18 protein-coding genes are annotated in these 21,596 nt (G+C 55.0%); 15 read left to right on the top strand and 3 right to left on the bottom strand.

Annotated features, from left to right (window positions below; translation table 11 throughout):
- The first annotated feature begins 103 nt into the window (after nt 1–103).
- The 13 genes from MKY96_RS24200 to MKY96_RS24140 all read left to right on the top strand — a co-directional run bounded on the left by MKY96_RS24200 (nt 104) and on the right by MKY96_RS24140 (nt 12,812).
- Nucleotides 104–895 carry a hypothetical protein gene (locus MKY96_RS24200; RefSeq protein ID WP_340943976.1) on the top strand — a complete coding sequence of 264 codons (792 nt, stop codon included), beginning with the start codon at nt 104–106 and terminating at the stop codon, nt 893–895.
- A 111-nt stretch (nt 896–1,006) separates the two neighbouring features.
- Nucleotides 1,007–2,005: a Gfo/Idh/MocA family protein gene (locus MKY96_RS24195; RefSeq protein ID WP_340943974.1), complete on the top strand. Its 999-nt coding sequence runs from the start codon at nt 1,007–1,009 to the stop codon at nt 2,003–2,005.
- Between the two features lie 36 nt (nt 2,006–2,041).
- Complete coding sequence (locus MKY96_RS24190) at nt 2,042–2,965, top strand: ADP-ribosylglycohydrolase family protein (protein ID WP_340943972.1); 924 nt, start codon at nt 2,042–2,044, stop codon at nt 2,963–2,965.
- A 521-nt stretch (nt 2,966–3,486) separates the two neighbouring features.
- Nucleotides 3,487–4,893, top strand: coding sequence for a transposase (locus MKY96_RS24185; protein WP_340938816.1), 1,407 nt, complete (start codon nt 3,487–3,489; stop codon nt 4,891–4,893).
- Between the two features lie 786 nt (nt 4,894–5,679).
- Nucleotides 5,680–6,564 carry a hypothetical protein gene (locus MKY96_RS24180; RefSeq protein ID WP_340943969.1) on the top strand — a complete coding sequence of 295 codons (885 nt, stop codon included), beginning with the start codon at nt 5,680–5,682 and terminating at the stop codon, nt 6,562–6,564.
- A gap of 56 nt (nt 6,565–6,620) precedes the next feature.
- A complete protein-coding gene (locus MKY96_RS24175; RefSeq protein WP_340943967.1) occupies nt 6,621–6,842 on the top strand; it encodes a hypothetical protein in 222 nt (73 codons plus the stop codon).
- 184 nt (nt 6,843–7,026) lie between these two features.
- Nucleotides 7,027–7,401 (top strand): Na-translocating system protein MpsC family protein, encoded by a 375-nt coding sequence (locus MKY96_RS24170; RefSeq protein WP_340943965.1) that lies wholly within the window; start codon nt 7,027–7,029, stop codon nt 7,399–7,401.
- A 118-nt stretch (nt 7,402–7,519) separates the two neighbouring features.
- Complete coding sequence (locus MKY96_RS24165) at nt 7,520–8,305, top strand: ABC transporter ATP-binding protein (protein WP_036731326.1); 786 nt, start codon at nt 7,520–7,522, stop codon at nt 8,303–8,305.
- Between the two features lie 109 nt (nt 8,306–8,414).
- Entirely contained in the window at nt 8,415–9,224 is an 810-nt protein-coding gene (locus tag MKY96_RS24160; protein ID WP_445322054.1) for an ABC transporter permease, read from the top strand.
- 37 nt (nt 9,225–9,261) lie between these two features.
- Nucleotides 9,262–10,311, top strand: a complete 1,050-nt coding sequence (locus MKY96_RS24155; protein WP_340943961.1) for an ABC transporter substrate-binding protein — start codon at nt 9,262–9,264, stop codon at nt 10,309–10,311.
- 16 nt (nt 10,312–10,327) lie between these two features.
- Nucleotides 10,328–10,984, top strand: a complete 657-nt coding sequence (locus tag MKY96_RS24150) for a cysteine hydrolase family protein (RefSeq protein ID WP_340943960.1) — start codon at nt 10,328–10,330, stop codon at nt 10,982–10,984.
- Nucleotides 10,981–12,393: an MFS transporter gene (locus MKY96_RS24145; protein WP_340943958.1), complete on the top strand. Its 1,413-nt coding sequence runs from the start codon at nt 10,981–10,983 to the stop codon at nt 12,391–12,393. The genes MKY96_RS24150 and MKY96_RS24145 overlap by 4 nt, the downstream gene beginning before the upstream one ends.
- Nucleotides 12,394–12,476: 83 nt before the next feature.
- Complete coding sequence (locus MKY96_RS24140; RefSeq protein WP_340943956.1) at nt 12,477–12,812, top strand: hypothetical protein; 336 nt, start codon at nt 12,477–12,479, stop codon at nt 12,810–12,812.
- Nucleotides 12,813–13,122: 310 nt separating this feature from the next.
- Here the strand turns inward: MKY96_RS24140 and MKY96_RS24135 are convergent, their stop codons facing one another.
- From MKY96_RS24135 to MKY96_RS24125, 3 genes are read right to left on the bottom strand one after another with little or no spacing between them, the layout of a single operon-like run.
- On the bottom strand, nt 13,123–14,931 hold the full coding sequence (locus MKY96_RS24135) for a hypothetical protein (RefSeq protein ID WP_340943953.1): 1,809 nt from the start codon (nt 14,929–14,931) through the stop codon (nt 13,123–13,125).
- Between the two features lie 56 nt (nt 14,932–14,987).
- Complete coding sequence (locus MKY96_RS24130) at nt 14,988–15,911, bottom strand: hypothetical protein (RefSeq protein WP_036731341.1); 924 nt, start codon at nt 15,909–15,911, stop codon at nt 14,988–14,990.
- On the bottom strand, nt 15,904–16,056 hold the full coding sequence (locus MKY96_RS24125; RefSeq protein WP_155991665.1) for a hypothetical protein: 153 nt from the start codon (nt 16,054–16,056) through the stop codon (nt 15,904–15,906). Before MKY96_RS24125 ends, MKY96_RS24130 begins: the two co-directional genes overlap by 8 nt.
- Before the next feature lie 244 nt (nt 16,057–16,300).
- Between MKY96_RS24125 and MKY96_RS24120 the strand changes: the two genes are divergently transcribed.
- The gene (locus MKY96_RS24120) at nt 16,301–18,121 is read left to right on the top strand and encodes a vWA domain-containing protein (RefSeq protein ID WP_340943951.1); all 1,821 of its coding nucleotides are present in this window, start codon (nt 16,301–16,303) and stop codon (nt 18,119–18,121) included.
- An 85-nt stretch (nt 18,122–18,206) separates the two neighbouring features.
- Nucleotides 18,207–21,596 (top strand): tubulin-like doman-containing protein, encoded by a 3,390-nt coding sequence (locus MKY96_RS24115; RefSeq protein ID WP_340943949.1) that lies wholly within the window; start codon nt 18,207–18,209, stop codon nt 21,594–21,596.

The raw sequence follows: 21,596 nt of genomic DNA, 5'->3' as shown, positions 1-21,596 counted from the left end.
TGGCGAATTCCCGCTGACGGTGCAAATTCCCGCCTCCAGATTAAATATAAGAGATAAATAATCATTCCACAGGACCATCAGGTAAGGAAGGGAGCTAAGATATATGGACCGAAAGGCCAAGACCATACTGCAAAAATCATTCTGGAGCGCGAGCGGCTGGAAGGGGACGTACGGGCCTTTTTCCGGTGAGGATTTCGACTATGCGAAGAGCAAGGGGGTCATGTTCGATCCCCTCACGATCACCCATGATGAGCTGGTGGAGAAGCTGCGGGTGCTGCACAGTGGAAGCGTGACCCGGGACAAGGTGGCGGCTGCCTTCCTGCATAGTCTGTCCACCCGGAAGGTTCATCTGCGGAGCGCCTTGTCCAGCTGGGCTTTGACCTCGGAGCTGGCTGCACATACCTACGCCCAGCCCCCCGCTGAGCAGCCAAGGTATAGCAGCTGTGCGGCCTGTGATACCAGACACCTGATGTCTGATCAGCAGTACAACGCTGTAGATCTGAATGTGCTCAATTTCGAGCGGGTCAAATGGGGCGGCATCCGCCTTAATAAGCTGCTGTATTGCTGGCTCGATCTGGAGCTGTTCAGCCGGGAAGAGGAGGTGGAGGCTGCTCCGCAGGATCTTCGTATTTTGCAGGATATGGCCGAAGCCGTGAAGCTATGCGGCAGCAAGAATGGTGCACGGAAGCTGGAGAAGCATTGGAAGGATATATTCCCCTCGAACCAGCATGAACGGGATGTGGTGATGGAGATCTGGGGATATGCTGGAATTCTGGTTCCGCAGGAGGAGCCGCGCCAGGGGCGGGGCGGAGACAATGACTTCAACGCTGTAGCCAACTGGCGCGGGGAGGACGGTTATTCGGAGGAGCGACTGAATTTGTTGTTCGGGCTATAATACATATCTGTATAGAGCTGGAGGGTTCCGGCGGGATGCGGACATGTACACAACAGGGAGATTTTGATAGAATCAGAGGGACCTGAGCTTCATTAAGAGGAGGATATTACTATGGCAGAAGATAACGCTTACACGATAAAATGGGGCATTCTCAGCACAGGCTGGATCGCCCATCAGTTCGCCACGGATCTGGCCCACGCCAGCAATGGGGTGGCCTATGCAGTCGGCTCGCGCTCGCAGGAGAGCGCGGATAAATTCGCAGCCGATCACGGCATTCCTGTCGCATACGGCACCTACGAAGAGCTGGTTAACGATCCTGATGTGGACGCCATCTATATCGGCACACCGCATCCGTTCCACCGTGAGAACGCGCTGCTCGCGCTGCGTGCAGGCAAGGCTGTGCTGTGCGAGAAGCCTTTTACCGTTAACAGTACTGAACTGGAGGAAGTCGTGGCCTATGCCCGGGAGCATAAGCTGTTCCTCATGGAAGCGATGTGGAGCCGGTATATCCCGGCACATGTGAAGGTGAGGGAATGGCTGGCCGCCGGGCGCATCGGTGAGGTGAAGCTGGTGAAGGCGGACCTTGGGTTCCGTTCTGACTGGAAGCCGGAGGGGCGTCTGCTGAATCCGGCCCTTGGCGGCGGTGCGCTGCTGGATGTCGGCATCTATCCGGTCTCCTTCACCTCGATGGTTCTCGGACCTCATCCAGAGTCGATCGCCAGCACCGTTCATATCGGGGAGACCGGCGTGGATGAGCACTTCTCGCTGCTGCTGTCCTACGGGAATGGCGTATCTGCTTCACTCCATGCCGGCATCCGGCTGAATCTGGACGATGAAGCCTATATCTATGGAACGGAAGGCCGTATCGTGGTCAATGGCACCCTGGTTAATCCGAAATCGGCCGAGCTCTACGTGAACGGCGAATTGGCGGAGAGGTTCGAAGATGACCGCGCTTCAGTCGGGTACTGCTTCGAGGCGGAAGAGATAGGCCGTTGTCTTCAGGCCGGACTTACCGAGAGCCCGATGATGACGCTGGATGAATCCGTAGCCCTGATGAAGCTGCTGGATGAAGTCCGGGCGCAGTGGGGGCTGAAGTATCCCGGCGAATAAGTGCGGGCAGGAAGCTTCCGGGAAGGGGGAGACCAAGTGACATTGACGATGGACCGTTATCAGGGCTGCCTGCAGGGGCTGGCCGCCGGGGATGCGCTGGGCACAACTGTAGAATTCCAGGCACCCGGAACCTTCAAGCCAATGACAGATATTGTCGGCGGCGGGGTATTCGCTCTGCAGCCGGGGCAGTGGACAGACGACACCTCGATGGCGCTCTGTCTTGCGGAGAGTCTGCTTGCCATGCAGGGCTTCGATCCGGCAGATCAGATGCAGCGTTATGTGAAATGGTACCGCGAAGGAGCACTTAGCAGCACCGGCAGATGCTTCGACATCGGCAACGCAACGCGCGAAGCGCTGCACCGGTATGAAGCAAGCGGGGAGGCGTACAGCGGTTCAGAGGACCCGTTCTCTGCCGGGAACGGCTCAATTATGCGTCTGGCTCCGGTGATGATGTACTACGCGGAGCAGCCCGCTGAGGCGATCCGCTATGCAGCCATGAGTTCAAGAACCACACACGGGGCCGCCGAGTGTCTTGCTGCCTGCCGCCTGCTCGCGGCCTATATTCTCGCCGGGCTGCACGGCTGGAGTAAGCAGGAGATGCTGGCGCCGGATGCCTTCCGCGAATGGCTGGATGAAGATACGCTGACGCCGCATATGCTGAATATCAAGCAAGGCTCCTACAAGCTGAAGGAGCCGCCGCAGATTCAAGGCTCGGGCTATGTCGTAGAGTCGCTGGAAGCGGCGCTATGGGCATTCCATAAGTCGGACAGCTTCGCAGAGGGCGCGCTGCTTGCCGTGAATCTCGGCAATGACGCCGACACCACCGGTGCCATCTACGGCCAGATCGCAGGAGCCTGCTATGGGCTCAGTGGCATCCCGGCGGAATGGAGCCGCAAGCTGGCGCTGCGTGAGCTGATCAGCGACTATGCGGGGCGGCTGTTTATGGAGCGGGTGCGATAGACGGAGGTAGTTAAGCTGCACGTGGCAGGCGGGGCGCATGGGTTACAGGGCGCCCGCCTGCCACGTGCAGGATGATGCGGAGTTTCGCATGTGAACTATAGAACCTGATTCATTGCGCTAACGCTGTAATGTGTGGGTCTGTGTTTGAAGGAGACATTCAGAGATAAGTGTATTCAGTACAATTAAAAACCGCGAAATGGCAAGCATTCCTCTTCTAACTGTAGTCTGTACAACTAAATTTGCCTGAGTGGGCGAGAACCCAGATATAGAGGGATTTTAGTTGTACGAACTACAGCTAAACGGCTATCCGACGGCACATCAGACGATTTAGTTGTACAGAAGAGACAATTTCATAATTCAAAACCCTTGCTATACCTGGTTTTTTTGAGCATAGAAAAAGGAGTACCTCCCCAAATTCTCGAAGTTATAGGCGACGAAACCAACACCCGAGAAGAAAAGAGGTAATCCCCATCTATTCTATTCGACAAGAAGAACTGTTTTCCTTCGAGGAATTGCTCCAAATGAGTCCAGAAGATAAATACAGCCAAATCTTTGAACACTTACATTTAGCTCCAGTTCTGTTCGCACTAGGGAAAAAGAACCATCGCGGACGGCCTGAAAAATTAAATGTACCTGCCATGATCTACTCGCTGCTGATTGCAAAAATGGAGAACATCGAGTTTGTCTCTGCCCTGGTCCGGCGACTGAATCATAGCAACGAATTTCGAGTCCAGTGCCGGTTCACCGGCTCGGATAACATTCCAAGTCAGGCCTCCTATTCCCGTTTGATTCATGCGCTGGAGCAAACGGGAATGCTGGAACAACTTCAGGATCGCCTAGTCACGTCTGCCCTAGAAGAAGGCTTTGTGAGCGGAACCCATCTGGCTGTGGATTCATCCATGGTCGAGGCTTGGGATTGCCAATTTAGCGAATCGGCCTCCAAGCGTCGTGCGGCTCGCCGGGGGCAAAAGAAAGGCGAAGCTTCGGTGGCCGAGCAAATTCAGCTCGAACATCCCGAGCCTGAGCCTAAGGTGGCGAACGAGCCGCTGAAGAAACCCAGATATAGCAAGCCCGGCCGTCCATCCCAGGCGGAAAAGGAACGTCGGCGCGAGGAAATGGAAGCCTATGAACAAAGTCTCGGACCGTTCCAGAAAACCATTGAAGCGATGTTGCCGTACCCGTACGATGAACTACTGACCGCGTTGCCCCGGCATGCTGCGCGTTGTGACAAGAAAAATACGAAGGGCCGAATGACCAGCTATTACGGGTTCAAGGCGAATCTGCTGGTCGACACGGACAGCCAGTATATCCTCAGCGGCCTCTTTAGTTCGGCCAATCCGAATGACCAGCGTATGGCGGTCGTCCTTCTCAAAGGCCTGCTCCTGAAGTTTCCGATGCTAAAGGTCAAGCATATCTTGGGCGACAAGGGGTACGATTGCGCGGCGATCTACCAGTTGATTCATTCGCTCGGCGCCTATCCTGCGATTTCCCTGATTCACCACAAAGACCCGCCTGCGGGAATGAATCTCGATTACACGCCAGTGTGCGCTCAAGGGCATGCGTACCGTTACGACAGTTTTGATGCCAAATATGAGACCCTGAAGTACACCCGGCCTAGTGAATGCAAAGGCTGTGCGCTTTCCGGTACCGAATGCCAAAAAGTGTTTAAAATTCGAATCCAAACGGATTTGCGTTTACACACCTATCCCGCCAGAGGGAGCGAAAGTTTTACAACACTGTACAAGAAGCGTACGGCCGTGGAGCGTGTGTTTGCCTATCTCAAAGAGTATTTCGGGATGAAGCGCACACGCCACCGCGGTGTCCGGGCAAGTGTCGATTTCCAGCTCAGTACGCTCGCGTACAATTTGAGTAAGTTTGCGTTAGACAAATTGAACCAGCAGTTGAGGAATTCCCAGCAAATCGCCTGATTTTTTAAAAATGTGACCTTAGATTTTGGCCTAATCTTGCTATTTAACAAATTGAATTATGAAATTGACTCCAGAATGCAATTAAGTTAACCGCTCGTACCTTAATGGGGGCCACAATGGATGATAGTAGGCAATTCTGCACCTGTCGCCGGCCCCTGGACTTGAATTGAAAGCAGCTGATTGTATTTCCTGCAATAGAAAACTCATATTTGACTGTAAAATGAGATTCTATTGTATTTCGTACAGTGGAATGTTGCGTATTGGGCTAAAAATGGCCTTTTTTCAATATTCAAATGTACCGAATACAATAGAATCTATTTCGATAACCTTTTTACAGCATTCCATTGTACAAAATACAGTTACTACTGTTCCAGCGCCTACAGTATACGAACGACTGTGTGGGAATGAGGCGCTAGTTATCTTTTTCGGAACAAGGCGGCCCACAGAAAAGCTTCACCGAACAGATTCACACTCTGCTCCGTCTGGCATCCGGATAATCCCGGAAAAAAGGAATGCCCTTCTCCTTATCCGCATAGAATCCATCCCGCCATGCCCCCTAGTCCCGGAAAATAGTGTCCAGTATCCTCAGCGTATCCTCATGGCTATAAATCGTTTCATCGCTCATTCTTCTCAAGGTCTCCCTTCCTGTCATCATACGGCAAACCGAATATACACTATGAGACAATGCAGACAGTAACTCTCCTAAATTATGTTATAATATTCCGGAAATATGTTCTGTGCGGTTGGTTGCAGGGAGCGGAAATTCTATGAGGGGGAGGGAAGCGTGTGCTCTGGACGGCAAGTCTATCCAGTCTGCTGCTGAAGCCGGACAACCGGCAGCGGCATAGCGAATTACTTCAGGAAATTGGCAGCTATATCAGCACTCATATTCTGAATCACCCGCTGCTTACGGAAGATTGCGGGAATATCAGCATCCTGCTGGATGGATCAACGGCCTTGGGGATTGTGGACGACAGCTCGGATGTAGATCTGATTCTGGTCTGCCAGGATGAACGCTATGAGCCGATTACAAGCCGGTTCGAACAGGCCGGGCTGATCCCGGAGAGAAGCAGCTTGTTTGTCGATGTGCACCTGCCCAGCGGCAAAACAGGACATTACACCCTGCTCAAGTTATCGGAGCTGGAGCAGGCGCTGGGAATGGGACAACTGGACTGGTTGTGGAATGCATCGGTCTCCTGTCTTTATCAAGATCCGCTGGACCTGAAGGCGTTGTTCACGCAAGCGGTTCCGCTGCCCTCAGACCTTCTGCTGAGTCTGCGGAAGAAGACATACATAGACCTTCGGAGTGCTGCCAAAAGCCTGGATAATCCCGTGCGCCGGGGAGAGGCTTTTCCGATTCTTTTTCAGGCGGTGGAGGTGTTCAAGCAGGCCTTACGCTGTGCCATCACGGTGGAGGGTTACCCCTATCCGTATGATAAATGGCTTGTACAGGTAGCAGAGCAGCTTCCAGTGGGGAAAAGGGTGCTTGATTGCATGAAGGACTTCCGGCAATACCTATCAGAAGATCTGTCCTACGCGCCAATGTACCAGGAGGATAACAGCTTTGTGAAGATGGAGAAGCGGGTCCGCCGGGTGCTGCTGGAGGAATTCCGCCTGCGCGGCGTAGATGAGCCTTGGCTGGTGGAATGGTGGAAGTATTTCGAGGATTGAATGGAATAAGAAGTCACGCTGGCGCAGACAGTCTATAGATGAAAGGGGCTCAACCCATGTCCAAGAGCTTTGAAGTCACACTCCAAAAAGTAGTCGATCATTCTTACTCTATTGAGATCGGTGAGCATTTGTTCGCCTCATTGACCCGCGATTTGCGGCAGGGGCTGATAGAGGGAGCCAGTAAATATGCTATCATTATAGACTCTACGGTGGAGCCGTTATATGGCCGTCCTTTGCTGGAGCTGCTAGAGGAGCTTCGCGCGAACCCGGTAACTTAAATGTTATATATTCTATCATAATATATATATTTCTTTTATTTATGTTATATTATCTTCCGTATTTTTATTGACAAGTCTTTAATTTTATCTATAATGATGTATAAGCGGTGGGCGAAAAGGCGATATAGTTGCTTGCGAGTCACATTTCATAACATAATCTATTGCAGCAAAGGTGTGATCGCTAATGATCGCTTCCGCCGGACAATGGAAACAGGATATTCTACGGATTTACAACGAAATCAACAAGAAGCTGTTCAACGCCGGCGTTAAGCAGCAGAAGGTCGATTTTGTGGGGAACAAGATTATTATTATATCCATTAATAGCCGGGTGCCCGTACTCAAGGTGCTGGATACCCATGATCCCGCGGCAAGCCGCCAGATGAATCTGGTGCTGCATGAAGTATTCAAAGGTGAGATCAAGCAGGCATTTCTGGATGAATTTCAAGTCAATATTAAGGCTGTTCTTAAAGATTATGATGTGGAGACCGAGTATTCCGGTACGATCATAATTTTGGAGAAGGACCTTGAGCATTATCTGAACGTTACGCTGGAACTCTGAGCTTTTGGAGAGCCGGCCTGCCGTCAGTTTTCGGACATGTCCCTGCGGGGCTGTGTCCAAAGCTGGCGGCTTTTTGTTTATACGCCTTATGTTATTACTTCCTTAAGGAGCTGATTCTATGAAAACCAAAATTGAGATTGCCGGTGTCAGCAAGTGGTTCCGCCGTGACGGCCAGGAGATTATGGCCATGCAGGAGACGAATCTCTCCATAGAACAAGGCAGATTTGTCAGTATTATCGGCCCCAGCGGCTGCGGCAAGTCCACGCTGTTCAATATTATCGCGGGCCTGATTCCCCCCTCCACCGGCCGTGTGCTTGCAGACGGAGAGGATATCGTAGGAAAGACCGGATATGTCGGGTATATGCTGCAAAAGGATATGCTGCTTCCCTGGAGGACGATTCTGGACAACATTATCCTGGGCATGGAGATTCGCGGGGTGCCGCGCAAGGAAGCGGTAGCCCGGGCCAAGCCCTTGATGGACCGCTATGGACTGAAGGGCTTCGACGGACATTACCCGGCAGAGCTGTCCGGCGGGATGCGCCAGCGGGCAGCGCTGCTCCGTACGCTGCTGTATGAGCGGGATATTATTTTGCTGGACGAGCCCTTTGGCGCACTGGATGCCCAGACCCGGCTGACTATGCAGAACTGGCTGCTGGAGCTCTGGGAAGATTTCCGCAAGACAGTGTTATTCGTTACTCATGATATAGATGAAGCCATTTATCTGTCTGACGATATCTATGTCTTCTCCGGGCGGCCGGGACGGATCATCTCCAAGATTTCTGTAGATATGCCGCGTCCCAGACACCAGGAGGATACGGTATCTGCTTCATTCATGGAGCTGAAAGCCCACTTGCTGAATCTGCTGTCAAGCGGCGACCAGGAGCCTGCGACCCGTATCTCTTAGAACTCATAAACTGTTGAAGGAGAGGACAACCATGGAGAGTGTACAAAAGAAAGGCTATGTCATTCACAAGCTGGAGCCCGCCCCGATCTATTCAGTCAAGCCGGACAAAATGCAGAAAGAGCCTGTCATCATTGATGAAGAAGCCGCCAGACGCCAGATGCGGCGGATCATCGGAATCGGGCGGCTGTCTGTGGCGCTGCTGATCGTGCTCTGCTGGGAGCTGTTTACGCGGATTGGCTGGATGGACTCGTATTATTGGAGCAGCCCCCTGCGGATTATTAGCACAACCTGGACTCAGATGACAGAGGGGACGCTGCTGGAGGATATCGCTTATACCTCAAGCTCGACGATTCTCGGCTTCATCGGCGGAACGCTGATTGGCTCGTTGCTCGGCCTGTCCTTCTGGTGGTCCCGCAAATTTGCGGGCATCAGTGAACCGTTCCTGATCCTGCTCAACGCCATGCCGAAGCTGGCGCTTGCCCCGGTGCTGGTCATTCTGCTGGGCATCGGGTTCTTCTCGAAGGTGGCGTTAGCTTTTGCCATGACAGTGGTTGTGGCGGCCTTGTCGGCGCATAGCGGTGTGCAGAGTGTGGACAAGGATATGGAAAAGCTGATGTATTCGCTCGGGGCGAAGCGGCATCAGGTATTCACCAAGGTGGTCATTCCCTGGGCGATGCCCTGGATGATCAGCAGCCTGCGGATTAATATTGCCCTCTCGCTGGCCGGAGCCATTGTTGGTGAATTCATTGCTTCGAGCCATGGCATTGGCCGTATGGTCATCTACGCCGGTACCATTCTCGATATTAATCTGGTCTGGGTAGGCGTTGTAGTTCTGTCTGCACTGTCGATGGTCATGTATGCGGGAGTGGTGTTGCTGGAGAAGTGGTTGTCTAAGGGATATGGGATGAAGAAGGCTTAATATGCAGGAATTTCAACAAGATAGAGGAGAGAAGCCAATGATGAATGTAACGAAAATGAAGCTGTCGGCCGTCCTGCTGGTCTCTGTAATTCTGCTGTCCGGCTGCGGCGGCAAAGGCAATGCTGAAGTGGAAGCAGCCGCTGCCGGAAACGTTACGGAGAAGCTGAAGAAGCTGGTTATCGCCGAGCCGCTGCACTATACGGGTTATTTGCCGCTGTACGTGGCGCAGCGTGAGGGGTATTTTGCCGAGGAGGGCCTGGAGGTGGAGATGCTTCAGGCTGCAGGCGGCACCCATGTCACCTCGGTAGTCAGCGGGGATGCCTGGGCGGTCATCGGCGGGCCGGAGTCCAACGCACTAGCGAATATTGGCAACTCGGACCCGATCGTCTCGGTCAGCAATGTGGTTAACCGGGCTAATGTCTATCTGATGGCCAAAAAAGGGACAGCCCCGGCAGGCAGCTCAGCTGAAGAATTGGCAGCCTTCCTGAAGGGCAAGAAACTGAATGCCGGACGGCATGGCGGTACGCCGAACCTGCTGACCCAGTATTTGCTGCTGGAGCTTGGACTTGATCCGCAGAAGGATGTGCGGCTGCTGGAGCCGGCGGACGGCTCCACGGTGGTGGCGATGGTCCAGCAGGGGGCAGCGGATATTGCGAACGGCGCGGAGCCGCAGATCAGCGACGGGATGAGCAAGGGAGTGTGGGATGAACCTTTTTACAAGTTCCATGATCTGGGTGACTATGCTTACTCGGTGCTGAGCGTGAAGAAGTCTACCCTGGAGAAGGACCCGGAAACGGTACAGAAGGCGGTGAATGCTGTCGTCAAGGCACTGAAGGTGATCCAGGAGGATAAAGAGCTGGCGATGCGTGTCCTGAAGGCGGAATTCCCTACACTCTCGGAGGCTGCTGCTCAGGCTGCGCTTGACCGGGCGTATGAGGATCAGCTCTGGAGCCCGGATGGAGTGATCTCGCAGGAGGCGCTGGATAAGGATATGGATGTGATGATCAAGACCGGAATCTACAAAGGCGAGTATACCTATGATGACCTGGTCGATATGCAATTTGTGAATCAAACAGCAGCGAAATAAACAGAGGTCTTCAAAAATGAAAGAGGTGACGAAAATGGAGTTAACTGCCGATCTGATTATTCCTGATAAAACCGCACTTATTATAGTAGATGTGCAGAATGATTATTGCCATGAGGAAGGCGCGCTGGCCGCAGGCGGGAACGATGTGTCAGCCGTCAGTGAGATGATGCCGCAGCTCCACGGGTTGATTGCCGCAGCGAGAACGCAGGGAGTGCCGGTCATTTACATCCAGACGTATCATGAAAAGGCGACGGATTCCCAGGTCTGGACGTCCCGCTCCGGGCGGGGCTCGCTGGGTGTCTGCCGCCGGGGGAGCTGGGGCGCTGAATTCTACGAGGTATCCCCGCTTCCGGAGGAGATTATCGTGAATAAGCACCGGTACAGCGCTTTTATTAACACCCGGCTTGATTCTGTGCTGCGCGCACAGCGGATCGAAACCCTGATCATGACTGGCGTAAGCACCAATGTGTGCGTAGAGTCAACCGCAAGGGACGGCTTCATGCTGGATTATCAGATTGTGATGGTTCAGGACGCCTGTGCTTCGTATTCCCGGGCGGCGCATGACATGACGCTGGAAAATATGAAGGGATACTTCGGTGTGGTCGCTTCAGCCGCAGAGATTGAAGCGGGCTGGAAGATCTGGAACCAGCCTGTGCTGCAGCAGCTGTCATGAGCCTCACGGTGCCGTCACCGGAACGGGCCGTGAACCTCACGGCGGTCAAGGTGGTTATCTGTCTCGGGGCGTTCCTGTCCAATCTGTCCGCCGGGATGTTCAATATATCGCTGGTTGATATTTCTGCTGATTTGCAGATTCCCGTGGCCTCTGCACAGTGGGTGGTTAGTATCTATCTGCTGGTCATTTCAGTGCTGCTGCCTGTAATGGGACGGCTGGGAGACAGGTTCGGCCGCCGCAAGGTGCATAATCTGGGTCTGTTCGCATTCGCAGCAGGAGCGCTGGGCTGTGCGCTCGCCCAGAATGAAGCGATGCTGCTGGGCTTCAGAGTCTTGCAGGGCGCAGGGGCTTCCATGTATCAGGCGACTAACATGGCTCTGATCGTCTCGCTCTTCCCGGCGGAGCAGCGGGGCCGGGCGCTGGGGCTGATGAGCACCTTCGTGGCTGCGGGCTCGATGGCAGGGCCGGCCTTAGGCGGCTTCCTGATCCAGTGGTTTGCCTGGGAGAGCAACTTCTGGCTGCTGGCCGTTGTTGCGGGAGCCGTGGGTGTGCTCGCACATAGGCTGATTCCCCGGGATACAGAGACCGCCGGAGGCCAGTTGAATCTGGCCGGTGCAGCCTGGATGGCGGCCTGCCTTACTTCGCTGATGATTGCCGTCGATCTCGGCAGCCGCTCCTCGTTCCTGTCTGTATCCGTACTGCTGCTGCTCGCGGTCTCGGTAGGGCTGGCAGCGGGTTATACGGGATACGCCCGTTTCGCTCAGCGCATCTCTCCGCCTGCGGAGAACGGCTTCAGCCTGTTCACGGACCGGAGCTTTGCCGCGGGTATCGTGATTACGGTTATCACGTATATGGCCGCTTTTGCCGCACAACTGGCGTTGCCTTCGCTGTTGCGTCTATCGGGAGCTGAGCCTGCGTGGGTGGGGCTGATCATGATCGGATATCCGCTGGCGCTGGTGGTAACTGCCCCTGTCAGCGGGAACATCGCGGACCGCAAAGGGCCGCTCGGCATTCTAACCGCAGGCCTGCTGCTGATGAGTGTCACGCTGCTGGCGTTTGGCCTGGGCTCTCCTGCTCTGAGAACAGGTGCAATGGTGCTGCCGGTGGTGCTGCTCGGCTGTGCCATGGGAATGATTACTTCGCCTAACACAAGCATCGTTATGGGTTTGGCGGCAAAATCGCAGCTTGGCCGGGTCAGCAGTATACTGGCGTTGTCCCGCAACATCGGCATGATGTTCGGAACGGCGGCCGGCGGTCTGATGATCAGTGGGGGGAACAGGCCGAACGGAAGCTATGTGGCGGTGTTCGTAGCCTGTGCAGCGGCAGTCGGTCTGTCTGCCGTCTGGCCGCTGTATTCCTTCCGGCACAGCAGCAAGCGCAAAAGCGCGGAGCATCTGCATCTGCCGTAATAGAGTTGAGTTTCAGGTGAGCTGAATCCCGCCCCCTTCATTCTGGGTAATATAGAGAAAGAGAGCTTAGGAGGGACGACGATATGGGCAATCCGTTGAAGGAATTCAAGAGCAGTATCGATGGGCTGAAGCAGTCACTGGACGGGGTAAAGCAATCCGTCGATGGACTGAAGGCTCCGGTCGATGAGCTCAAAGCGAATATGCAGGAGACGGTGGAGGCGGCGAAGCTGCGGAGTGACGGGGTGAAGTCGGAGCTTGGGCGGATGAAGCAGTCGGTCAAGGACACTCAGGAGGTGCTTGGCGAGGTGAAGGAGACGCTGAGCGCATCGGCGGAGGTGCTGTCTACCCGGAAGCGGTATCTCAGGCTGTTCAGCCGCAAGAAGGGACGTCAGATGGCTGCCAAGGCCCGCCGTTCGTGAACGATAATCACACATCTCCCGCGCCAAAAAGAAGACGCAAGCGTCAAGCGGCATCCGTGCCGTCCGACGCTTGCGTCTTTGTGTTCCGTTTTGGGATTTTCGGTCCATGCGGACTGGAGGGCCTTTATTTGGTCCGTTTACGCCATTCCAGTAACCTGTCCGGACTCAGAGGACCTTAACTAACCTGTATCGACTCATTTTCAGTGTCAACGCGCCGTTTAACGGCCTCCCAGTCCGCGACGGGCAGAAAAGTTGTCTTATTGACCAAATAGCGTCCTCACTGTCCACCAAGCATTCAGCCGGGCCGCCATCAAGGTGCCATCAGGCTTAAGCTCTGCGCCGAATCGACCATAAACACAGGCACAGACTGTACCCCAATCTCCGTCTCCACCTCTCCGAATTCATTCCCGAACTGGCCGCTGACTGCGGCGGGGCCGGTAAACAGCGGCACCTCGCCCTGGAGGAGCAGATCACGCCCATTTGCGCGTGCAACGGTTCTTCCGGCGGAGTCGATGATAATCTCGCAGGAGAACATCACCTTCTCATTGAGATGAAGCTCAAGCTGTGCCGCATCAATTGGAGTATAGGTGGCGGCGGACTCCTGATAGAGTTCCGAGAATTCATATGCCCCGTTCACTTGGCGGAAGATAGCGGTTCTGCCGGCGACACCATCGGCCAGATCCGTATTCATTACGCGGATGGAGCCATCCTCCGCCATCAGCTCATAGCTGCTGCCTGTGAAGCTGAACAGCAGGGAGATTCCCTCCGGCCGGATGGTATAGCCTGTGAAGATGCTGCGTCCGTCAGTCTCGCCGCTGTTAGCTACAACAACAGGTACTTCGGAGTAAGCAGACAACGCTTCGTCAAAAGAAAGAGTGCTCAGCATCCCCGAACCCTGGATCACCTCCCCGGTCCGGGTGGAGACCGTGCCGTCCCCGCTCATCTCGGCGTAGACCAGCTTGCCGCCAGCATCTACTCCGGCTACTGCCACCTTGGCACCGTACTTGTCAGTGACGGAGGCCGTAAGCGAATAGCTGCCCTGCACTTCACCGCCCGGCAGCAGCCGGAGCGGCTCGGCCAGGTTCCAGGCAAGCGTTGCGGCAGCGGTCTCCCCGGAGGTGTCCTGCACTGGGGCCAGCTCCGCATAGAGCCTGATGGCATCCGCATACCGGCCGCCGCGCACATGGCGCGCGCCCTCGCGGAGCAGCCGGGCGATGCTGCTGTCGATCAGCTTCAGCACCTTGGAGCTGGTAATGCCGGCAGATGCCGCATAGCTGCGGTAGCGGGCGGCATGTCCGGCGAAGGCGGCGGTGTTGCCGCCGTCCAGATCCTTGTTCAGGATGATCGAAGCGCTCTCCTGAACCTGCTTGCTAAGCCAAGGCGCGGTATAGCTATGATTCTTATAAGCTTCTTCCATAGAGAGGGCGCTCTCCAGCATAGGCCCGAAGCTTCCGGCTGCGGCCAGAGCCTTGAGTCTCGCGGTATCATGGGCCTTGAAGCTCGCAGCGAGCAGCTTATCCTTGGCGGCAATTCCCCCGTAATAGTCTGCCGGAATCTGCAGCAGGCTCCATTTGAGACTGTCCGTACTGTCGCTGTCCGTCCCCGAATCTGTCCCCTTAGACGAACCTGCGGCGAGTCCGGCCAGATACTCCTCCTTGAACAGCCGGAACCCGGCTGTCATCTTGTCTGAGAGGCCTGAATCTGCCGAGAGCTGGCGATAATAGGCTTCATAGGGACCGCCCGGCGTCATATATTTGCTCTTCAGGCTGAGTAGGGAGGCATAGCTCTCCATCAACCCTGCGAAATCCTTCACAGTCAGCTGGTCCGCAAGCGTTAAGGACAGTCTGCTTAGACTGCTGCGGATGCTGGTGATGGGAGCCAGCTCTGCCAGTCTTGCCGAAATTTCTTCTTCTTTATAAGAAATCGCGTGATTGGCCGCTGCTTGGCGGTATCGGTTCTCAGCAGCAATAAGCTCCCCGGCGGCGTACAATTTTTCGGCTTCTTGTACATCCTGAAGCTTATTCTTAATCCCCAGCGCCTTCTGTCCCAGCGGGAGCAGCATCAAAATACACAGAATAATCATAATATTCCGCAGGGTTATAGCCCGTATGATCGTCATATAATATAGCCCCTTTATAGATAGATAAGGATTAGAGCGGCAGTCGGCTTCTAACCTTATACTTCAGGGTCCCAGCGGTACTTAAGCTCACGGATCTCCTCCACCTTGACATCCAGGCCGTTCCACGGCTCATAGGGATTCGCGGCAATGAGTCTGGATAAGCGCAGGAACCGGTCTTTGGGCAGCTCCTGCACATAGCGGCCGATCATGCCGGAGTAGAGCAGCGCGTATCGCTTCATGCGGACCGCAGCACTGGCAACGGCGGTCATAATGTCCAGCCCCTTATCCATTTCGAGAATCTGCACCTCGTAATTCTTGACATAGCGCAGGGTGCGGTCTTTGATCAGCTCGGGACGGACCCTGGCGATCTCGCCGATATATTCAGCCAGCAGCGGCTCGAAGTCCTTCAGCAGCAGCTGCTCCAGCTCCAGCGTCATGTCCTTGCGCAGTTGGAAGCCGTGCAGCAGGGCGACGCGCTGGCGGGAGATCCGGTCTCCGCGCAGCAGCACGGAGATCTCGCGCAGCTTCTCATAAGCGAGCACATCATTCTCACGCAGCACCGTCACGGCTTCCTGGCGGTTCAGCTCCAGATCCTCCTTGATGCTATAGATATTACGGCCAAGCAGTTTGTTCAGCGCATACAGATTTTCGTTCTGCCGGACTTTCCGCTGCGTATAGTAGACCAGTCCGGCTAATACGAGGCCGCCTGCGCCGCACAGTACCATCTGCTGCAGATTCTGCCCGAAATAGATTCCGGCCAGGGTCAGCAGGAGGATAACGAGCAGCCGGGTCTGGACCTTGCGCCCGGCCTGGGACACTGCATACTTCTCCACCGGAGTCAGCGAGGCGCGGCCGCAGCGGGTGCAGCGTTCCTCGCCCAGCGCGGTGTAACGGTGACAGCGGCGGCAGATGCGCAGCTTCTCGAAGGCGTAACGGGGGGCCTTGAAGGGACGGAAGATGACGGGTTTCTTTTTACTCACGGGCCGTATCCCCTCCGTTCAATGCAGCCAGCAGGCGCTCGTCGATATCCTCACGGGTGAGCGGCTTCCGCTGGCGGGAAGCATATAGAATGATCTGAATCACAGCATAGAGAAACGTTATCCCGAGTATGGCGTATGTAATCATGGAACTCTTCCTTTCTGCTCTGGTTACGGTCTTTTAATCAAATATTCAGGATTGCGGCGTATACTTAGAATAGTCTATCCGGCTCAGGATGGCGATTGTTACTCGCGGAAGTGCCGGTCCAGCGGTCACTATGTTGAAGTTTACAAGGTTTAATTATATCATAATGGCATGCTATTGACAGAATTTAGCTATGCGTTACGGATCTGCCATATCCGCCTAATTTCACACAAGAGGAGCCCTATTTATGCTTCGTAACGAACGTAATTTCAGCAAGGCCAAGAATAGACTGCAGCGCATATTGCCTGTATTGCTCATGATTCTATGTATCACTCTATCCCCATATGCTGCTTCGAGAGCCAGCGCGGCTTCGGCCGCACCCTCGCATATTGATGCTGTGCTGCTGATCGATGTCAGCAACTCGATGAACAAGAGCGACAAGAACAAGATTGCCAATGAAGCGATGAAGATGTTCATAGATATGCTGTCCACCCAAGGCGATAAGGTAGGCATTGTGGCCTACACCGATAAGGTGCAGCGCGAGAAGGCGCTGCTTGGCATCAAATCCGCCGGCGACAAGGAGGATCTGAAGAATTTCATCGACGGGCTTAGCCGCGGACCCTACACAGACCTGGCGGTCGGGATGGAAGAGGCGGTGAAGGTGCTGGAGAACGGCAGCGATCCCGGCCATGAGCCGATGATCGTCATGCTGGCGGACGGCAACAATGACCTCAACGAAGCCAGCGGCCGGAAGCAGTCCGATTCCGACAAGGAGCTGAAGGCGGCAGTAGAGGCTGCCAAGCAGAAGGGGTATCCCGTATATACCATAGGACTGAATGCGGACGGCAAGCTGAACAAGAATATTCTGGCCGGACTGTCCACCGAGACAGGCGGCAAGGCGTTCACCACGAATTCCGCGGATGATCTGCCGCAGATTCTCAGCGAGATTTTTGCCAGCCACTTGAAGCTGAAGGTGGTGCCGGTGCCGTCCATTACGGCAAACGGCGATTATCAGGAAGTTACGGTAAATGTGCCTAACGGCAGCGTGCTCGAAGCGAATATCTCAATCATGTCCTCGAAGCCGGTGACCGCGAAGCTCAGTAACCCTGCGGGGAAGGAAGTAGCGATCCCCTCCGATAAAGTGCTGTTATCCAAGTCTTCCAGCTATACGCTGATCAAGCTGCTGTCGCCGGAGGAGGGAGACTGGAAGCTCCAGGTCAAGGGAGTGCCGAAGGATAAGATCGACATCAATCTGGTATTCAACTACGATCTGGAGCTGAAGCTGGATGCCCTGCCCTCCAAGTCTTACGGCAAAGGCGACACGGTGGATATCTCCTCGCATCTGTTCAGCAACGGGACAGAGGTAACGGAGAGCAGTCTGTACCAGGATATGAAGGCTGTGCTGCTGGCTACCGATAAGGACACCGGCCAGGTGCAGGAGATTCCGCTGGATAACTCGGGTGCCGAGTTCAAGGGTGCTTTTGAAATCAAGGATAATCATGAATACGAGCTGAAGGTCCGGGCCGAAGAGAGCAGCTTCTATCGGGAGAGCGATGTGCTGACCATCAATGCCAAGACCGGAACGGTGGCGACCACCCCGCCGTCAGCAGGCACTCCTGCGGGCGAAGAGCCTGCTGAGGAGAAGACCTCGAACACGCTGTACTATATCATCGGCGGCATTGTGCTGCTGCTGGCTGCTGCAGCCGCATTCTGGCTGCTGCGCAGTAAGGCGAACCGGGGGTTCGTCGGACAGATGGTGGTAGAGGTGCTGGACAACAACACAGGGGAGAAAACCTATCCGCAGTACAAGAAGCTCTCCGGCTTCCGCGGCAAATTCACACTTCACCAGCTGCTGCAGCTGGCCCCGGAGCTGAAGGAGAGCGAGAAGCTGGTCTTCACGCCGGGAACGAATGACCGCCTGCTGCTGCGCAGCGGCGAGGGCATTACTGTAGAACGCTCAGGCCGTGCCGCCGATACGTCGCGGGGCCTGGAGATGAAGAGCGGGGACCGGGTGACGGTCTCTCTGCAGACGGTAGACAAGACGATTTCTCTGGAATATTTGATCTGATAAGCAGGCTAAGTGTACGCTCCCGAAGCAATCATGCGAAGTGATTCGGGATGCGTAGGCTATCACAACTTTTGGGGGAGAACCTATGAAACCGGTAGTAAGAGAACATATTCAACAGCTGGATGTATCGCTTGGCGGAGGGATCGTCAGCGACAAGATCAGAGTGGATACCATCGACAACCCGATCCTCATTATCGGGCTTGGCGGCACGGGCATCGATGCCCTGCTGCGGCTCAAATACCAGATTAACCGCCGCTTCAAGCTGCCTGAAGATCCGTTGTCCAAGAAGAAGCGGGATAAGCCCGATAACGTGGAATTCCTGGCGTTCGAGACCAATGAACAGGACCGCGGCAAAAAATACAAGGGCATCGGCCTCGACCCGCAGAATGAATTCGTGCTGCTGGCCAATGCTGAGATCGGCGGACTGCTGCAGAACCGCAGCATCCTGGATTCTTACATTACAGACTGGCTGTCGCCGGAGCTGAGCATCACAGACGGCATGAACGGAGCCGCCGGGGTGCGCCAGGCCGGACGCCTGCTGCTGTTCACGAAGATCAACCAGGTGGTTGCCGCCATCGACAAGAAGATCAAGACGCTGTCTGTCGGCACCAGCAAGAAGCTCATGGTCTTCCTGCTTACCGGTCTGTCCGGCGGAACGGGCAGCGGGGCGTTCCTGGATATTGCCTATATCGTGCGCGGCATCATTGAACGTGACTACGGCGCAGCCGGGATAGACCGTGTCAATACGCTGGGCTATCTGTTCACACCGGACGTCAATCTGTCGAACAAGAGCCTCAGCGAGCATACCCGCGAGTATATCCGCAAGAACGGGTATGCCGCGCTCAAAGAGCTGGACTACTGGATGAACGTGGACAGCCGGGGCGAACGCTTCCGCCAGAAGTACGGCAATATTCTGAGCGTTAACTCGCCGCTGCCGCCGTTCAATCTCTGTCATCTCATCTCCGCAACCAATACGGAGGGCAAGCTGCTGGAGAATGCCTACGATTACTGCATGAACGTGACGGCTGAGAACATCACCAACTTCATGGCCAGTGAAGAGAAGGCCTCCGGCGAGGAATTCGCGATCCATGATTATATCAGCAACATCCGCACGAACATTGCCCAGATGAACAAGACTTATCCTGCCAACTATGAATACAACATTATCGGGGCATCCTCGGCCGTGCTGCCGATTGAGGAAATGACAACATACCTGGCCTACCGCCTTTTCGACAAAATGGACAAGATGTTCCATCACGCCCCGAATCAGGAGGATGTGGAGAAGATGGCGCGCAAGCTCGGCATCGATCTCGATACGATGATCAAGACGTTCGAGTCCCGTGTGCCGGAGCCGCTGCCGGGCTATCAGAACAGCGAGCGCCTCAGCCATGCGAATGTCGTCAAGAATCAGGTCGTCAGCATGGATACGGAGCTGGAGCAGAACTTCCTGGCCCGTGCGCGTGAGGAATATATCAAATCCAAGAAGCAGCTTCCGGGTGAGATTGCCGGACGGTTCGGCGAAGAGCTGGAGCGCATTTTCCTGCATCCTGAGCAGGGGCCGTTCTATGTGTCACGGCTGCTCTACACCGAGAAGGGCTTCTGCATCCTGAAGCTGATCCAGTCTTATATTGAAGCGCTGCGCGAGAGTCTCTTGCGCCTGCCGCGTGATATTGAGACCGCACAGGAGAGTGCAGAGGATAAGCTGGGCGATGCGCGGAGCGCTTTTGTGTCCAAGGAGAAGAAGAAGAACGCCTATATTGAAGCCAAAATCAATGAATACTGGCTGCATGCCGATGTGGAGCGCACCGAGCAGATGATCCAGTTCTATGAGGATCTGTATGAGCTGCTGAATGAAGAGAACAGCCGGATCTACGGGGTGTTCACCGAGATACTGACCGCGCTCAGCTCGATCTTCGAGAAGAACGGCGACATTCTGATTAACGGCGAAGAGCAGGCAGACCACAAGGGCAACAAAACCTACTATTGGAACATCGTCAACGTGCCGGATATCTCGGCGACCATCTCCAAAATCATGGACCAGAAGGACGGCGATGATCTGATCCGTGACTTCACACGCGAGATGCTGAAGCATTCCGGGCGCTGGGTAAGGGAGCAGGAGATTGATATTGTCCGCTCCATCTCCGAGTTTCTCAGCGACAAGTTCGGGGATCTGATTACCCGTTCGATGGAGGACTTCCTGGTGATGAAATACGGGCGTGAGGAGCCGCTGGATAAATTCGTGGAGCGGATTATTGCCGGACGTCTGGATGAGGATGCGGTGCCGATTTTCCACCTCAGCAACAGCTCCGGCAGTCTGCACTTCCCGTCCTGGGGCTTCGTCTCTGTGCCGGTGAAGGCGCCGGGGATTCTGAAGGGTGTGCGGAATTATCAGAATAATGCACTCGGCAAATCGCAGTTTACGATCAAGGAGAGCGAGGTCAAGAACCGGATTTTCTGGCTGAATACACGCAACGGGGTGCCGCTGTTCGTATATACGCCGCTGCGGGTGTACGAGGAGAACTACGAGCGGACCATTCTCGACAAGGAAGGCATCGGCCGCCATCTGGTGATGACCGACAAGGACAACTGGACCTATCTGCCTTCGCCGATCCCGGAGAAGTCCTGGGGCGATACGTATGCGAATCCGCGGGTCCGTGAGTACAATGCCAGAGTGCGTGCGGATTTCGGCCGGGCGCTGGAGTCCGGTGTGATCATAGAGAAGGGTGTGGACGAGAACACCAGCAGCCGCTTCTCCGTCATCTTCACGAAGCCGCTGGATCTGGGCAAGCTGCTGGGCGCTTATGATCTGCAGCTGGATGCGCCGCGTCCGAACCTGGGTGAAGTGCGCAAGGCGGCTGAGGAGCTCAAAGCACTCCGCACAGGAGGTATTGAACGCGAAGCCGTGAAGGATATCTTCGGCAGCATTAATCTGGAGCTGGCCCAGGAGAACCTGATCCGTTCCCCGCAGCTCATTGCCCGTGTCCGTGAGGAGCTGGCGAAATACGATGCGCTGGCGGCCAAATCTGCGGAGCTGGAAGCGCTGGTGCATCAGCATCTGGATGAGGACAAATGGCTGGACCAGTTCATCGAAGCGCTATACACCGATACGATTACCAAAAAAGGCGCGCTCTATGTCTATGACCGTGACGAGGACGAGGATGCCTGGGAGCCGTTCGCGAATCTGATGAAGGAACGCAGCTATGTGGAGTATGCCGTCTACCGCCATTTCCGTGAGCTGGACGAGAAAAGCCGCAGTCTCCTGCTCCGCAAGGCAGCGCGCCGGGCCGGAGAAATGACCGCAGCTGAAGATGTAACTCCGCTGCTGTATAAGCTGGAAGGGATGTATGTCTCGTTCCTGGAGGCGCGTGACACTCTGGAATATGAGCGGGTAGAGCATGCCAACGGAGATGAAATGTACGGCTTCTACAAGAGCCTGACCGGCAAGCTTGGCAGCATCCGCAGAAAGCTGAAGTAG

Origin of the sequence: Paenibacillus sp. FSL R7-0302 (assembly GCF_038006885.1) — a bacterium.
In the GTDB taxonomy this organism is placed as follows: Bacteria; Bacillota; Bacilli; order Paenibacillales; family Paenibacillaceae; genus Paenibacillus_AQ.
This window is presented reverse-complemented; position numbering and strand designations above follow the sequence as displayed.

What these genes read in the sequence shown, in the direction of transcription:
- MKY96_RS24115 (WP_340943949.1), top strand. Translation starts at nt 18,207, where the DNA reads ATGAAACCGGTAGTAAGAGAACATATTCAACAGCTGGATGTATCGCTT.
- MKY96_RS24155 (WP_340943961.1), top strand. Translation starts at nt 9,262, where the DNA reads ATGATGAATGTAACGAAAATGAAGCTGTCGGCCGTCCTGCTGGTCTCT.
- MKY96_RS24165 (WP_036731326.1), top strand. Translation starts at nt 7,520, where the DNA reads ATGAAAACCAAAATTGAGATTGCCGGTGTCAGCAAGTGGTTCCGCCGT.
- MKY96_RS24195 (WP_340943974.1), top strand. Translation starts at nt 1,007, where the DNA reads ATGGCAGAAGATAACGCTTACACGATAAAATGGGGCATTCTCAGCACA.
- MKY96_RS24200 (WP_340943976.1), top strand. Translation starts at nt 104, where the DNA reads ATGGACCGAAAGGCCAAGACCATACTGCAAAAATCATTCTGGAGCGCG.
- MKY96_RS24140 (WP_340943956.1), top strand. Translation starts at nt 12,477, where the DNA reads ATGGGCAATCCGTTGAAGGAATTCAAGAGCAGTATCGATGGGCTGAAG.
- MKY96_RS24120 (WP_340943951.1), top strand. Translation starts at nt 16,301, where the DNA reads ATGCTTCGTAACGAACGTAATTTCAGCAAGGCCAAGAATAGACTGCAG.
- MKY96_RS24145 (WP_340943958.1), top strand. Translation starts at nt 10,981, where the DNA reads ATGAGCCTCACGGTGCCGTCACCGGAACGGGCCGTGAACCTCACGGCG.
- MKY96_RS24185 (WP_340938816.1), top strand. Translation starts at nt 3,487, where the DNA reads ATGAGTCCAGAAGATAAATACAGCCAAATCTTTGAACACTTACATTTA.
- MKY96_RS24170 (WP_340943965.1), top strand. Translation starts at nt 7,027, where the DNA reads ATGATCGCTTCCGCCGGACAATGGAAACAGGATATTCTACGGATTTAC.
- MKY96_RS24175 (WP_340943967.1), top strand. Translation starts at nt 6,621, where the DNA reads ATGTCCAAGAGCTTTGAAGTCACACTCCAAAAAGTAGTCGATCATTCT.
- MKY96_RS24135 (WP_340943953.1), bottom strand. Translation starts at nt 14,931, where the DNA reads ATGACGATCATACGGGCTATAACCCTGCGGAATATTATGATTATTCTG.
- MKY96_RS24150 (WP_340943960.1), top strand. Translation starts at nt 10,328, where the DNA reads ATGAAAGAGGTGACGAAAATGGAGTTAACTGCCGATCTGATTATTCCT.
- MKY96_RS24160 (WP_445322054.1), top strand. Translation starts at nt 8,415, where the DNA reads ATGCAGAAAGAGCCTGTCATCATTGATGAAGAAGCCGCCAGACGCCAG.
- MKY96_RS24125 (WP_155991665.1), bottom strand. Translation starts at nt 16,056, where the DNA reads ATGATTACATACGCCATACTCGGGATAACGTTTCTCTATGCTGTGATT.